General features: G+C 33.5%; 15 protein-coding genes. 14 read left to right on the forward strand and 1 reads right to left on the reverse strand.

Annotated elements, in window-relative coordinates:
* Window positions 1–139 precede the first annotated feature (139 nt).
* From BSF41_RS08575 to BSF41_RS08640, 14 genes are all read left to right on the forward strand, one after another.
* A complete protein-coding gene (locus tag BSF41_RS08575; RefSeq protein ID WP_095929077.1) occupies window positions 140–1,540 on the forward strand; it encodes an anthranilate synthase component I family protein in 1,401 nt (466 codons plus the stop codon).
* Between the two features lie 96 nt (window positions 1,541–1,636).
* Window positions 1,637–2,080, forward strand: a complete 444-nt coding sequence (locus tag BSF41_RS08580; RefSeq protein WP_095929078.1) for a hypothetical protein — start codon at window positions 1,637–1,639, stop codon at window positions 2,078–2,080.
* A 90-nt stretch (window positions 2,081–2,170) separates the two neighbouring features.
* Entirely contained in the window at window positions 2,171–2,737 is a 567-nt protein-coding gene (locus tag BSF41_RS08585; RefSeq protein WP_095929079.1) for an aminodeoxychorismate/anthranilate synthase component II, read from the forward strand.
* Between the two features lie 84 nt (window positions 2,738–2,821).
* Window positions 2,822–3,814 (forward strand): anthranilate phosphoribosyltransferase, encoded by a 993-nt coding sequence (trpD, locus tag BSF41_RS08590; protein ID WP_095929080.1) that lies wholly within the window; start codon window positions 2,822–2,824, stop codon window positions 3,812–3,814.
* A gap of 80 nt (window positions 3,815–3,894) precedes the next feature.
* Window positions 3,895–4,674, forward strand: a complete 780-nt coding sequence (gene trpC / locus BSF41_RS08595; protein ID WP_095929081.1) for an indole-3-glycerol phosphate synthase TrpC — start codon at window positions 3,895–3,897, stop codon at window positions 4,672–4,674.
* Between the two features lie 85 nt (window positions 4,675–4,759).
* Window positions 4,760–5,392, forward strand: coding sequence for a phosphoribosylanthranilate isomerase (locus BSF41_RS08600; RefSeq protein WP_095929103.1), 633 nt, complete (start codon window positions 4,760–4,762; stop codon window positions 5,390–5,392).
* Window positions 5,393–5,404: 12 nt separating this feature from the next.
* Complete coding sequence (gene trpB, locus BSF41_RS08605; protein ID WP_095929082.1) at window positions 5,405–6,586, forward strand: tryptophan synthase subunit beta; 1,182 nt, start codon at window positions 5,405–5,407, stop codon at window positions 6,584–6,586.
* Window positions 6,587–6,642: 56 nt separating this feature from the next.
* Entirely contained in the window at window positions 6,643–6,963 is a 321-nt protein-coding gene (locus BSF41_RS08610) for a gamma-glutamylcyclotransferase family protein (RefSeq protein ID WP_095929083.1), read from the forward strand.
* 93 nt (window positions 6,964–7,056) lie between these two features.
* Complete coding sequence (trpA, locus tag BSF41_RS08615; RefSeq protein ID WP_095929084.1) at window positions 7,057–7,818, forward strand: tryptophan synthase subunit alpha; 762 nt, start codon at window positions 7,057–7,059, stop codon at window positions 7,816–7,818.
* An 11-nt stretch (window positions 7,819–7,829) separates the two neighbouring features.
* The gene (locus BSF41_RS08620; protein ID WP_095929085.1) at window positions 7,830–8,312 is read left to right on the forward strand and encodes a hypothetical protein; all 483 of its coding nucleotides are present in this window, start codon (window positions 7,830–7,832) and stop codon (window positions 8,310–8,312) included.
* Window positions 8,313–8,501: 189 nt separating this feature from the next.
* Window positions 8,502–9,131: a TetR/AcrR family transcriptional regulator gene (locus tag BSF41_RS08625; protein WP_095929086.1), complete on the forward strand. Its 630-nt coding sequence runs from the start codon at window positions 8,502–8,504 to the stop codon at window positions 9,129–9,131.
* Complete coding sequence (locus BSF41_RS08630; protein ID WP_095929087.1) at window positions 9,121–10,440, forward strand: TolC family protein; 1,320 nt, start codon at window positions 9,121–9,123, stop codon at window positions 10,438–10,440. Before BSF41_RS08625 ends, BSF41_RS08630 begins: the two co-directional genes overlap by 11 nt.
* 12 nt (window positions 10,441–10,452) lie before the next feature.
* Entirely contained in the window at window positions 10,453–11,532 is a 1,080-nt protein-coding gene (locus tag BSF41_RS08635) for an HlyD family secretion protein (RefSeq protein ID WP_095929088.1), read from the forward strand.
* A gap of 5 nt (window positions 11,533–11,537) precedes the next feature.
* Window positions 11,538–13,124, forward strand: a complete 1,587-nt coding sequence (locus BSF41_RS08640) for an MDR family MFS transporter (protein WP_095929089.1) — start codon at window positions 11,538–11,540, stop codon at window positions 13,122–13,124.
* A 221-nt stretch (window positions 13,125–13,345) separates the two neighbouring features.
* Here the strand turns inward: BSF41_RS08640 and yaaA are convergent, their stop codons facing one another.
* Entirely contained in the window at window positions 13,346–14,104 is a 759-nt protein-coding gene (gene yaaA, locus BSF41_RS08645; RefSeq protein WP_095929090.1) for a peroxide stress protein YaaA, read from the reverse strand.
* Window positions 14,105–14,274 lie beyond the last annotated feature (170 nt).

Consider the following 14,274-nt stretch of genomic DNA (forward strand, 5'->3'; position numbering starts at 1 on the left):
ATTTACGTCAGACGTCGTGAACGAAGCTTCCTATGGTATTGTTAAAACTATAAAATATAAAGGGCTTGTCATCACGACAAGCCCTTTTTTTTGGATCAAATTGAAAATAAATTAACAGAACAACATAAAACTATATATTTTGAAACCTTTTATTCTTAATACACATTACAAACAAATTCTGGCAGATACGGTAACGCCAGTAAGTATTTATTTCAAAATCAGAGATAAATTCCCAAATAGTTTATTACTAGAAAGTAGTGATTATCATGGAAATGACAACAGTTTTTCTTATATCTGCTGCAATCCGATTGCTACAATTAAAATAGAAAATGAAGTTATTTCTAAAACTTTCCCTGACGGAACTTCAGAAAAAATCAATATTGATGCTTCTACAAATATTCCTCAGGTAATTCAGGAATTTTCAAGTCAGTTTAAATCAGAAAAAAACGATTTTAAATTCATCAACAACGGTTTATTTGGATATATTTCTTACGATGCTGTTCGTTATTTTGAAAAAGTATCTATTGCAAAAAAAGACAATGCGACTTCTATTCCAGATATTTTTTATGCTGTTTATCAGAACATTATTGCAATCAATCACTTTAAAAATGAAGCTTATATTTTCTGCCATAGTCTTGATGGAAAAAACAATATTTCAGAAATCGAGCAATTATTACAATCTAGAAATATAGCTTCTTATAAATTTTCTAAAGAAGGCGAAGGTTTCTCTAACTTAACCGATGAGGAATTTAAAACAAATGTGGCTTTAGCCAAAAAACATTGCTATCGTGGAGATGTTTTCCAATTAGTTCTTTCTCGCCGATTTACTCAAGGCTTCAAAGGAGATGAATTTAATGTTTATAGAGCTTTAAGAAGCATTAACCCTTCTCCATATTTATTTTTCTTTGATTATGGAGATTTCAAAATATTCGGTTCTTCGCCAGAAGCACAAATTATCGTAAAAGATAGAAAAGCCGAAATTCACCCAATTGCAGGAACTTTCAAAAGAACTGGAAATGACGAACGCGATGCTCTTTTAGCAAAAGAACTTTCAGAAGATAAAAAAGAAAATAGCGAGCATGTTATGCTTGTTGATTTGGCAAGAAACGATTTGAGCAGAAATGGTCACGATGTTAATGTAGAAAAATATAGAGAAGTGCAGTTTTTCTCTCACGTAATACACTTAGTTTCAAAAGTTACGGGACATTTGCACGACAAAGCAACTACAATGCAAGTTGTAGCAGACACTTTCCCAGCAGGAACTTTGAGTGGCGCGCCTAAACACAGAGCGATGCAGTTAATTGAAGATTGCGAAAAAACAAATCGTAATTTTTATGGAGGCGCAATTGGAGTTATGGATTTTGAAGGAAACTTTAATCACGCCATTATGATTCGAACTTTCCTTTCCAAAAATCATCAATTGCATTGTCAAGCTGGAGCCGGAATTGTAGCAAGTTCTGATGAAGAAAGTGAAATGCAGGAAGTTTATAATAAATTAAGAGCATTAAATACAGCGCTAGAAATGGCAGAAAAGATTTAGTCATCAGTGTTCAGTTTTCAGTCGCAAAACCTGAAACCTGAAATTTGAAACCTGAAACAATTAACCATAAAATATAAAACCACAAACTATAAAACCATGAAAAAAGCAGTATCAATTTTAGTTTTAATCATTACGATGACATCTTGTAATTCAGAAAAAAAGCACAATCCGATTGAAGGAACCTGGCGTCTTATATCAGCTGAAACAACTGAGAAAGATTCGACTTTTTCAACTTTCAATACTAAAACAAAAATGATTAAGATTATTAACGATACACATTTTGCTTTTTTTAATCATGATTTGAAAAATGGAAAAGATTCAACAACAGCATTGTTCTTTGGAGGCGGCGGAAAATATACTTTAAAAGACAGTATTTATACAGAAAACTTAGAGTTCTTTAACAACCGCGATTGGGAAAACAACAAATTTGAATTTGTAGTGAAAGTTCAAAACGACACTTTAATTCAAAAAGGTGTAGAAAAAATAGAAAAATTAGGAGTAGATCGTGTTATAATAGAAAAATACGTTCGAGAAAAATAAATAAAATTTAGTTTCAAGTTTTCTTTGTTTCAAGTTTCAAGTTAGAAACCTTAGAACCTTAGAATCTTAGCAACTTATTACCTTAAAAAAATGAAAAAGATTTTAGTTATAGACAATTACGATAGTTTCACTTACAATTTAGTGCACTATTTAGAAGATTTAAACTGCGAAGTTACCGTTTACAGAAACGACGAATTTGATATTGATGAAATTGCTTCTTTTGAGAAAATTTTACTTTCTCCAGGGCCTGGAATTCCAGATGAAGCAGGTTTGTTAAAAGCAGTAATCGAAAAATATAGTCCGACAAAAAGTATTCTTGGGGTTTGTTTAGGGCAACAAGCCATTGGAGAAGTTTTTGGAGGAACGCTTTCTAACCTTGATAAAGTGTATCACGGAGTTGCTACAAATGTAAAAACAGTAGTTTCAGATGAAATTTTGTTTGAAGGTTTAGGAAACGAATTTGAAGTCGGAAGATACCACTCATGGGTAGTAGACAGCAATTTGCCTGAAGATTTAGAAGCAACTTCGGTAGACGAAAACGGACAAATTATGTCTTTAAGACACAAAACTTATGACGTGAGAGGCGTTCAGTTTCATCCAGAAAGTGTTTTGACTCCAAACGGTAAAAGGATTTTAGAGAATTGGATTAAGAGTTAGTGATCAGTATTTCAGTCTCAGTTTACAGTCTCAGTAAAAAACTTAGAATCTCAGCATCTTAGAACCTTAGCAACTTTAAAAAAAATGAAAACTATATTAAACAAATTAATCAACCACGAAGTTCTTACTAAAGAAGAAGCAAAAAACGTATTGATTAATATTTCAAGCGGTCAATACAATCCAAGTCAGATTTCGGCATTTTTGACTGTTTTTATGATGCGAAGCATTACAATTGATGAACTTTCTGGCTTTCGCGAAGCTTTATTAGATCTTTGCATTCGTGTTGATTTATCAGCTTACAATACCATCGATTTATGCGGAACGGGTGGCGACGGAAAAGACACTTTCAACATTTCGACTTTGGCTTCTTTTGTATCAGCAGGAGCTGGAATAAAAGTTGCAAAACATGGAAATTACGGAGTTTCTTCTATTTCTGGTTCAAGCAACGTGATGGAAAAAATGGGAATTAAATTTAGCAACGACTCTTCCTTTTTAGAAAAATGTATCGATCAGGCTGGAATCTGCGTTTTGCATGCTCCCCTATTTCACCCAGCAATGAAAAATGTTGGGCCAATTAGAAAAGAATTGGCAGTAAAAACGTTCTTTAATATGTTAGGACCAATGGTAAATCCTGCATTTCCACAAAATCAATTGGTTGGAGTTTTCAACTTAGAATTGGCAAGAATGTATGCTTATTTATATCAAAATACAGATACCAATTTTACGATCTTACATTCGCTTGACGGATATGACGAAATTTCATTAACTGGTCCAACCAAAACAATTTCCAACCATATGGAGGGAATGTTGAATCCAGAAGATTTTGGTGTTCGACTTCTCTCTCAAACCGAAATTGAAGGAGGAAAAACAATTGAAGAATCTGCAGAAATTTTTACGAATATCATTTCTGGAAAAGGAAATGAAGCACAGAATAATGTAGTTTGTGCCAATGCTGCAATGGCAATTTCGACCGTTACGAAATGCTCTCCAAAAGAAGGATTTGAACTGGCTAAAGAAAGTTTATTGTCTGGAAAAGGGTTAAAAGCATTACAGAAATTACAAGAATTAAGCAGGTAAAAAATTGTTTCAAGTTTCAGGTTTCAAGTTTCAAGTTGTTGGAACGAACCTGAAACTTGAAACCTGAAACAAACAAAACAATGAATATCTTAGATAAAATAATACTTGACAAACAAAGAGAAGTTGTTCTAAAGAAATCGATCATTCCGGTTTCTCAGTTAGAAGCTTCAGTGTTTTTTGAAAAACAGACGATTTCTCTTAGTCAGAAATTAAAAGAAAGCAATTCTGGAATTATTGCAGAACACAAACGTCGTTCTCCTTCAAAATCAATCATCAACAATAATTTTACGGTTGAAGAAGTAGTTAAAGGTTATGAGAATGCCGGCGCATGCGGAATTTCAGTTTTAACCGACGGTAAATATTTTGGCGGATCTCTTGACGATTTACTTTTAGCTAGAGCTTCAGTAAATATTCCGCTTTTGCGAAAAGAATTTATTGTAGACGAATATCAGATTTTGGAAGCAAAAGCACACGGAGCCGATTTGATTTTGTTAATCGCAGCAGTTTTAACTCGAGAAGAAATCAAATCATTATCTGAATTTGCAAAAAGTTTAGGTTTAGAAGTTTTGTTGGAAGTTCACAATCAAGAAGAATTAGAAAAATCAATTATGCCGACTTTAGATATGATTGGCGTAAACAACAGAAATTTAAAAACATTCGAAGTAAGTTTAGATTTCAGTAAAGAATTGGCTTCACAAATTCCTAATGATTTTGTAAAAGTATCCGAAAGCGGTATTTCATCAATTGAAGCCATTCAAGAACTTAAACCTTACGGTTACAAAGGTTTCTTAATTGGAGAAAACTTCATGAAAACCGACAATGCTGGTCAAGCGGCAACAGAATTTATTAAACAGCTATAGGCTTTAAGCTGTAAGCAATAAGCCTTCTTAACATTACTAATTTAGCCTAAAGCCTAAAGCTTAAAGCTTAATGCATTTAAAAAAAATGAAACTCAAAATATGCGGCATGAAATATCCCGAAAACATTCTCGAAGTAGGTTCACTCCTACCCGATTATATGGGATTTATTTTCTGGGAAAAATCCGCTAGATATTGCAATGGGAATGTTCCCGAATTGATAAAAACAATCAAAAAAGTGGGCGTTTTTGTTAATCAAAGTCAGGAAGAAATTCTGGAAAAAGTCGAAAAATACAACTTACAAGCAGTTCAATTACATGGGGAAGAATCAGTTGAATTTTGCTCAGCATTAAAGGAAAAACTTCCAAAAAAAATTGAAATTATTAAAGTCTTTTCGGCCGATGAGAATTTCGATTTTGAAATCATAAAACCTTTTGAAAATGTCTGCGATTATTTTCTATTTGACACCAAAGGAAAATTACCAGGCGGAAATGGAACAACTTTCGACTGGAGCATATTAAAAAAATACAATTCGAAAAAGCCTTTCTTTTTAAGTGGCGGAATTGGAATGAATGAATTAAAAGCCATTGAAGAAATTTCAAAAACCAAATTACCTATTTATGCTGTCGATGTAAATAGTAAATTTGAAATCGAACCAGGGCTAAAAAATAAAAATCTATTAAGCAATTTCAAGAGAAAATTTGATGTTGCCAACTTTTAAAATTTAAATAAAATGAGTTTTAACGTTAACGAAAAAGGATATTACGGAGAATTTGGCGGTGCTTACATCCCAGAAATGCTGTATCCAAATGTAGAAGAACTACGTCAGAAATACTTAAGTATAATGGATGAACCTGATTTTAAAGCAGAGTTCAACCAATTGCTGAAAGATTACGTTGGACGTCCTAGTCCCTTGTATTTTGCAAAACGTCTATCTGAGAAATACAATACCAAAGTTTATCTAAAAAGAGAAGACTTAAACCACACTGGAGCTCACAAAGTAAACAATACAATTGGGCAAATCCTGCTAGCAAAACGTTTGGGTAAAAAAAGAATTATTGCCGAAACTGGAGCTGGCCAACACGGTGTAGCAACAGCAACAGTTTGTGCTTTAATGGGAATTGAATGTATCGTTTACATGGGCGAAATAGACATCGCGCGTCAGGCACCAAACGTGGCGCGTATGAAAATGTTAGGCGCAGAAGTTCGTCCGGCGCTTTCAGGTTCAAGAACTTTAAAAGATGCTACAAACGAAGCCATTCGTGACTGGATTAACAATCCTGTAGATACACATTATATTATCGGATCTGCAATTGGGCCTCATCCTTATCCAGACATGGTAACACGTTTCCAAAGCATTATTTCTGAAGAAATTAAATGGCAGTTAAAAGAAAAAGAAGGTCGTGAAAATCCTGATTATGTAGTAGCTTGTATTGGCGGAGGGAGTAACGCTGCAGGAACTTATTACCACTTTTTACACGAACCACAAGTTGGAATTATTGCTGTAGAAGCTGCTGGAAAAGGTGTTGACAGCGGACACAGCGCTGCAACTAGTAAATTAGGAAAAGTTGGCGTTATTCATGGTTGTAAAACACTTTTAATGCAAACTCCAGACGGGCAAATTACAGAGCCTTATTCTATTTCTGCAGGTCTCGATTATCCTGGCGTTGGGCCTTTGCACGCCCATTTAGCACAAACAGGAAGAGGAGAATTTTTCTCAGTTACTGATGATGATGCGATGAATGCCGGTCTACAATTAACAAAATTAGAAGGAATTATTCCAGCAATTGAAAGTGCACACGCTTTTGCAGTTCTAGATCAAAAGAAATTCAAACCAAGCGATATTGTTGTAATTAGTCTTTCTGGACGTGGCGATAAAGATTTAGATAATTACATTGATTACTTTAAATTGTAATAAAAGTATTAATTTGCACATCTCTAATCGCAACTATTAACGAGAAAAATATAATTATGGAAAAGTTATTCTCATACGGAACATTAAGATCGAAACAAGTTCAAATGCAGATTTTTAAAAAAGTATTAGTTGGAACTCCAGATCAGCTCTTGGGTTATAAACTAAAAAGTTTACAGATCGAAGAAGAATTTGGAATGGCAGATTATGTGGTTGCAATACCAAGCGAAAACACAGAAGAAAATATACATGGAGTGGTTTTTAATGTTTCTAATGCAGATTTAGCAAAAGTCGATTTATTTGAATCTAATTCGTACAGAAGAGTTCAGGTTAAACTGAAGTCTGGAACAGTTGCTTGGGTTTATACCGAAAACAAATAATTAGAAAATGATCTTAGCGGCGGCACAAACAAAACCAAAGCGAGGAAATACCTAAAGTTTTTAAAACCTCTTAGGTTAAAAAAATATATTAAAATGAACAGAATAACTCAAAAGTTACAAGAAAATAAAAAGATCCTTTCGATCTATTTTTCTGCGGGATATCCGAACTTAAACGATACCGTGCAGATTATTCAGGATTTAGAAAAAAACGGAGTTGATTTAATCGAAATTGGACTTCCTTTTAGTGATCCTTTGGCAGATGGACCAACTATTCAGGCGAGTTCTACGCAGGCGCTTCATAACGGAATGACAACGCAAATTCTTTTTGATCAACTGAAGAACATCCGCGAAAGCGTAAAAATTCCATTAATTATTATGGGATATTTTAATCCGATGTTGCAATACGGAGTTGAAGCTTTTTGTGCAAAATGTGCCGAAATTGGAATTGACGGTTTAATAATTCCAGATCTTCCAGTTGATGTTTATGCTGATGAATACAAAGCAATTTTTGAAAAATACGGATTAATAAACGTGTTTTTGATTACGCCTCAAACTTCAGACGAACGTATTCGTTTTATTGACAGTGTTTCAAACGGATTTATCTACATGGTAAGTTCTGCAAGTGTTACGGGATCTCAATCTGGTTTTGGAGATGTTCAGGAAAGTTATTTTGAAAGAATCTCTAATTTGAATTTGAAAAATCCGCAAATTGTTGGGTTTGGAATTTCGAACAAGGAGACTTTTAATCAGGCGACTAAATATGCAAAAGGTGCTATTATTGGAAGTGCCTTTATCAAACATTTGAGTGAAAAAGGAAGCGGAAAAATTGAAGAATTTGTTGGAGAGATCCGATAAATACATCTTTCATGACTAAGAAAACTAAACAGCTGATAAACTCAATTACTGCGGGATTATTTTCTATATTATTTTTCTTTTTAGCTTATATAGGTTACGAAAAAAGAAACATTGACTTATCAAAGCAAGATAAGTTTGAAAGTATAATAATCGACAAAGGGATTAATATTCATTATGGAAGTAAAGGACAAAAATCAGATGTCTTTTTTATATCTCTAAAAAATCTAGATAAAGATTTAGGGGTTTACAGGATGTCTCAAAACTATAATGATTTACTGCAAAAAGTAAATATTGGAGACAAGGTTAAAGTCTATTATCAAGCAAATTCTAATAAAGATGAAAATATAAATATTAATCTAATTCAACTTGAGAAAGATGGAAAGATTATAATTAATAAAAGTGAATACGAACAGAAAGAAGGCAGTCTTTTATATATTGGATTAATTGCCGGATTTTTTATTCTTTGTCTCTCATATCGAAATTACAAAAGATAATTTGAGAGCATAAAAATTAGATAAAAGCTGAAATACTTAGGTATTTCGGCTTTTTTATTTTAACTAATTAAAGAACAAATTAACATAAATTATCGAAAACGCTTTATGTTAATATTGTGTTAAAATAAAATTAAACAAGCGTTTAAATTAAACAAGTGTTTAATTTTGCATTCGATTAGAAACAATACCATGTCACACATCGAATTGAACGATAAAAAAATTCAGATTCTTAATGTTGCAGAAAGACTTTTTTCTGAGAAAGGATTTGAGGGTACATCGATACGGGATATCTCCAAAGAGGCCAAAATTAACATTGCTATGGTCTCTTATTATTTTGGTTCAAAAGAAAGGCTACTGGAAGCTCTGATTTTTTACAAAACTGTTGATTTAAAACTACAACTCGAAAATTTATTACAAGAAGACATAGAACCTCTTGAAAAAGTCAATAAATTAATCGAAATTTACATCAACAGAATTTGCCTTAACAAAGGGATTTACAGGGTTTTACATTTTGAACTTTACAACAAAAAGAGAGAAAAAAGCCTTCAAGCTTTTACTGAACTTAAAAAAGGAAATTTAAAGTCGGTTGAAAGCATTATTAAGCAAGGTCAAGCCCAAGGAGTTTTTAGAAAAGATGTTAATATCCAACTCATTACGCCTACAATTATTGGAACCTTTTTTCACTTTCACATGAATCGCTCTTTCTTCGAAGAAATATTTGATTTAAAAACCGAAGAAATGTTTAACAATTACATTAAAAACGATCTTACAAAGCACATTCAACAAACTATAAAAGCGCTACTTGTTTATGAAAATTAGTCAATTAATGCTCTTTGGAGTTTTCTTTATCGGAATATCTTCAATGGAAGCACAAGAGAAAACAAGTTTAACCTTGGGCGAGGCCGTACAAATGGCTTGGGAAAAGAGTAACGAAGTTACACTTGCCAATACTAAGGTAAACACAAAAAAATACGAATTAAAAACCGTAAAAAATAATCAATACCCAGATCTTAAAGTTTCCGGTCAATATCAGCGTCTTACAAAAGCATCGATTGATATGCCTAATCAGGGTGAAAGTGCTTCATTAGCTTCTCCAGATAGAGCAATGCTTGGAATGGCAAATTTAAGTCTTCCTATTTTTGCTGGATTTAAAATTCAAAACAGCATTGATGCATACGATAACTTATATGAAGCTGAAAGCGCAAATGCTGAAAAAACTAAAGAAGATGTTGCTTTAAAAGCAATTACTTATTATACGGCATTATACAAGGCTCAAAAAACTTTAGATGTTTTAAACGAAAATCAAAAAAGTGCCAAACAGCGTGTTACTGATTTTACAGAGTTGGAGAAAAACGGAATTATTCCGAGAAATGATTTATTGAAAGCGCAATTATTAGTTTCTAAAACGCAATTATCTATTGATGAAGCCAATAACAACATCAATAATATCAACTTCTATTTGACTACTTTGCTGAAACTAGATCCTAATGTAAAAATTCAGGTAAATGAAGAAGATTTCTTTAATCTTAAAACAAGCAATTCTATAACATCTGATGCTGTTGCACTTGAAAGCAGAAAAGATTTAGAAGCAATAAGATTACAAGGTAAAGCTTCAGAAGCTAATGTCAAAATTGCAAAAGCTGGATATTATCCTTCAATTTCACTTTTAGGCGGTTACACTGCATTTGATCTTAAAGACATTGTAACAGTAAAATATGCGATGAACTTTGGAATCGGATTATCTTATGATTTATCAGGAATTCTAAAAAATAGTGTTCACGTAAAAGAAGCAGAAAGCAGAGCTTTGGAGGTAAAAAACACCGAAGCAATTATGACAGACCGCATTAAAGTTGAAGTTCAGAAATCTATTGAAGATTATGACCTAGCAATTAATCAAAGTGTGGTGTATGAAGAAGCATTACAGCAAGCAGCAGAAAACTACAGATTAGTAAAAGATAAATTTGACAATGGTTTATCTGACACTAATGATTTAGTAGAAGCAGATGTAGAGCATTTAAATGCCAAAATTCAAACTGCTTTATCTAAAGCAACCATTATTCAAAAATATTACGAATTACTTTCAGTATCAGGACAATTATCACAATCATTCAATCTTTCTAAAATATAATCGATAGCTCTCATGGAAAAGAAAAAAACAAATAAAAAATTCATCATCATACTTGCAGTTCTGATTTTAGGAGGCGGAACTTACGGAATATCTAAATACCTACACGGTCAAGCTCACGAAGAAACGGATGATGCTCAAATCGAGAAAAAAATGAACCCGATTATCCCGAGAGTTTCAGGATATATCAGCAAAGTTTATGTGAAAGATAATGATTATGTAAAAAAAGGAGATACTTTATTTACTATTGACAAGAGAGATTATCAATTAAAGATTGATGAAGCTAATGCTGCTTTATTAGGTGCTGAAGGTCAGTACGAAGCTGCAAAAGCGGATATTGGAAGTGCTTATGCAAGCATCTCAGTATCTGATGCTCAAATGAGATCTGCAACCGGTTCTATCGAAAGTGCAAGAATTAGATTGAGACAGCTTACAAACGATTACAACCGTTACAACAACTTGTACAAAACTCATACTATTACAAAACAACAATATGAGCAAGCTTTAACAGCAAAAGAAGAAGCAGAAAACCAAGTACGTGTTTTAGAGCAACAACAAAAAGCTACTTCTTACCAAAAATCTGTTATTCAGTCAAAATCTAAAGTTTCAGACAAACAAACAGAAGTTGCTGCAGCAAACATCAAAAAAGCAAAAACAATGCTAGATGTGGCTCACTTAAACCTTTCTTATACCGTAGTAACTGCTGCAATTGATGGTCAGGTTTCTAAAGTTGATATTCAGCCAGGACAATTGGTTCAGCCAGGACAATCTTTATTCTACATCATTAACAACAACGAAGCTTGGGTTGTAGCAAACTTTAAAGAAACACAATTAAACAAAATGGTTGTGGGACAAAAAGTAAGTTTAAAAGTAGATGCGTATCCAAACTATGAGTTTAAAGGTACTGTAACTTCTTTCTCACCTGCTACAGGATCTCGTTTTTCATTATTACCTCCTGACAATGCAACAGGAAACTTCGTAAAAACAATTCAGAGATTACCAGTAAAAATTAGTATAGATGAATCAAACGATCCTGAGAAAGTAAAACTTTTAAGACCAGGAATGAATGTTGATGTAGATGTACATTTGAAATAAAATAAATGGCAACAGCAGTACAAGATGACGATTTAGTAGAATACGGTTTCAGACGTGTTGTCATTACGATTACAGCAGTACTTTGTGCACTGCTGGAAATTGTAGATACTACGATTGTAAACGTAGCGCTAACTGACATGCGCGGAAGTCTTGGTGCTACCTTGACCGATGTGGCATGGGTAATTACAGCATACGCTATTGCGAATGTTATTGTAATTCCGATGACGAGCTGGCTATCGCAGCAATTTGGAAGACGTAACTATTTTGTGGCTTCCATTATAATATTTACAGTCTGTTCTTTTTTGTGTGGTAATGCCACAAATATTTGGGAGCTTGTAGCTTTCCGTTTCGTACAAGGTATGGGTGGAGGAGCTTTACTAGTAACAGCCCAAACGATTATTACCGAGAGTTACCCAGTAGCAAAACGTGGAATGGCACAAGCTATTTACGGCATGGGTGTAATTGTTGGTCCAACTCTAGGTCCGCCTTTGGGAGGATATTTAGTAGATAATTATTCTTGGCCTTATATTTTCTATATCAATATTCCGTTGGGAATTATTGCAACTATTTTGGCTTTAACATTTGTTAGAAGTCCGAAATATGGAGAAAAACTAAAAGCTAATCAGGTTGACTGGTGGGGAATTATTTTGTTAAGTGCTTTTATTGGTTCTTTACAATTCGTATTAGAGCACGGACAGCAAGACGACTGGTTTAACGATTCACTTATTGTAACCTTAAGTGTTGTGACGGTTTTAGGATTGGTTCTTTTTATATGGAGAGAGCTTACCTACAAACATCCGATCGTAAACTTAAGCGTTTTAAAAGATGGTAACCTTAGAATTGGAACTATAATGTGTTTTATTCTTGGTTTTGGTTTGTACGGTTCGACATTGATTATTCCGATTTATACACAGTCTATTTTAGGATGGACAGCAACTGATGCAGGATTATTACTGATTCCAGGTTCTATTACAACGGCGATCATGATGCCATTTGTTGGAAATATGATTCAAAAAGGGGTTCCTCAAGGATACATGGTTGGAGTAGGATTTTTAGTTTTCTTCTTCTTTACTTTTATGATGTATAGCCGAATGACACCAGATACAGGAGTTGAACATATGTATTGGCCCTTAATTTTAAGAGGAATTGGTTTAGGACTACTTTTCGTACCTATTACAACACTTTCTCTTTCTACTTTGAAAGGAAAACAAATCGGTGAAGGAGCAGCATTTACAGGAATGATGCGTCAGTTAGGCGGGTCTTTTGGTATCGCGATCATTACTACTTTCATCACACGTTTCAGCCAATCGCATAGAGTAGATTTAATTAATAACCTAGATCCTGCCAAGTTTGAAGTACAGCAGCGAATTGCAGGAATGCAGCACGCGTTCATGGCAAAAGGATATAGCGCAGATGTTGCTTTGAAAAAAGCGTATCAGGCTATTGAAATGTCAGTGATGAAGCAAAGTACTGTAATGGCATACATGGATATTTTCATGTATCTCGGAATCATGTTTTTATGTTGCATACCGATTATTCTCTTTATTAAAAAAGGGAAGAACAAAATTAGTGCAGCCGACGCAATGCATTAATGATAATAATAATTTTATAATACGCATAAACGCCGAATTCTTAATTGAATTCGGCGTTGTTTTTTATTTCTATTTTACCGCAAAGAACGCAAAGATTATATTTTTACGAGGTCACAAAACGCAAAGTTCGCAAAGCTTTATCATAAAAAACTTTGCGAACTTTGCACGGTTAAAAAAAACTTAGAACCTCAGCCCCTCAGAACCTTAACATCTTTTTAAAATCATCTTGTAAAAACTAAATGATTCCCTTTAGAAAGATTCGCATCAAACTGATAACCATCGTAATTGAAACCTTTTAAATCGTCAATAGTTTCAGCGTTTGTATCGATAATATAACGAACCATCATACCTCTCGCCTTTTTCGCAAAGAAACTGATCATTTTTAGCTTTCCATCTTTGTAATCCTTGAAATCTGGAGTGATTACAGGAACTTTTAAAGCTTTTACATCAACCGCCGAAAAATATTCATTGCTCGCTAAATTCACAAACAATTCGTCTTTTTTCAATTCTTTATTCAAAGCTTTAGTCACAGTTGGTTTCCAGAATTCATGCAGATTTTTAGATTCACCAACCGGCATTTTTGTTCCCATTTCCAAACGATACGCCTGCATTAAATCAAGCGGTTTCAAAAGACCGTAAAGACCTGATAGAATTCGAAGTTTATCTTGTAAATCATCTAATTTTTCTAACGGAATTGTATAAGCATCTAAACCTGTATAAACGTCACCATCAAATGTATAAACCGCCGGACGCGCATTTTCTGGTGTGAAAGGCGTTTTCCACTCCTGATTTCTCTTCCAGTTTAAATCGGCTAATTTGTCTGAGATAGACATTAATTCTGATAATTCAGAAGGCTTTTTTTCTTTTACTACTTTATGAACCACTCTTGCTTCTTTTAAGAATGAAGGTTCTGTATATTGAGATGTTGGTAATTCTTTTTCGAAATTCAGTGATTTCGCTGGAGATATAACAATTTTCATGTGTGCATTTTTCTGTGATTCAAAAATACAAATTGCATTTCTAAAAATTATCGTTTACAATTGATTTGTTCTATTGTTGTATTTTTTTTTAGCCACGAATTCACGAATTTATTTTTAAAATCTTTAAGAATAATTTCGAACGAATTTGTGTAATTCACTATCCCTTTTTT

This window comes from Flavobacterium sp. ACN2, from assembly GCF_002303885.1.
GTDB lineage: Bacteria > Bacteroidota > Bacteroidia > Flavobacteriales > Flavobacteriaceae > Flavobacterium.

Coding starts and splice junctions, on each gene's coding strand:
- BSF41_RS08610 (WP_095929083.1), top strand. CDS start 6,643: ATGGAAAAGTTATTCTCATACGGAACATTAAGATCGAAACAAGTTCAA.
- BSF41_RS08640 (WP_095929089.1), top strand. CDS start 11,538: ATGGCAACAGCAGTACAAGATGACGATTTAGTAGAATACGGTTTCAGA.
- trpA (WP_095929084.1), top strand. CDS start 7,057: ATGAACAGAATAACTCAAAAGTTACAAGAAAATAAAAAGATCCTTTCG.
- yaaA (WP_095929090.1), bottom strand. CDS start 14,104: ATGAAAATTGTTATATCTCCAGCGAAATCACTGAATTTCGAAAAAGAA.
- BSF41_RS08585 (WP_095929079.1), top strand. CDS start 2,171: ATGAAAAAGATTTTAGTTATAGACAATTACGATAGTTTCACTTACAAT.
- trpC (WP_095929081.1), top strand. CDS start 3,895: ATGAATATCTTAGATAAAATAATACTTGACAAACAAAGAGAAGTTGTT.
- BSF41_RS08625 (WP_095929086.1), top strand. CDS start 8,502: ATGTCACACATCGAATTGAACGATAAAAAAATTCAGATTCTTAATGTT.
- BSF41_RS08600 (WP_095929103.1), top strand. CDS start 4,760: ATGAAACTCAAAATATGCGGCATGAAATATCCCGAAAACATTCTCGAA.
- BSF41_RS08630 (WP_095929087.1), top strand. CDS start 9,121: ATGAAAATTAGTCAATTAATGCTCTTTGGAGTTTTCTTTATCGGAATA.
- BSF41_RS08620 (WP_095929085.1), top strand. CDS start 7,830: ATGACTAAGAAAACTAAACAGCTGATAAACTCAATTACTGCGGGATTA.
- BSF41_RS08635 (WP_095929088.1), top strand. CDS start 10,453: ATGGAAAAGAAAAAAACAAATAAAAAATTCATCATCATACTTGCAGTT.
- BSF41_RS08580 (WP_095929078.1), top strand. CDS start 1,637: ATGAAAAAAGCAGTATCAATTTTAGTTTTAATCATTACGATGACATCT.
- trpB (WP_095929082.1), top strand. CDS start 5,405: ATGAGTTTTAACGTTAACGAAAAAGGATATTACGGAGAATTTGGCGGT.
- trpD (WP_095929080.1), top strand. CDS start 2,822: ATGAAAACTATATTAAACAAATTAATCAACCACGAAGTTCTTACTAAA.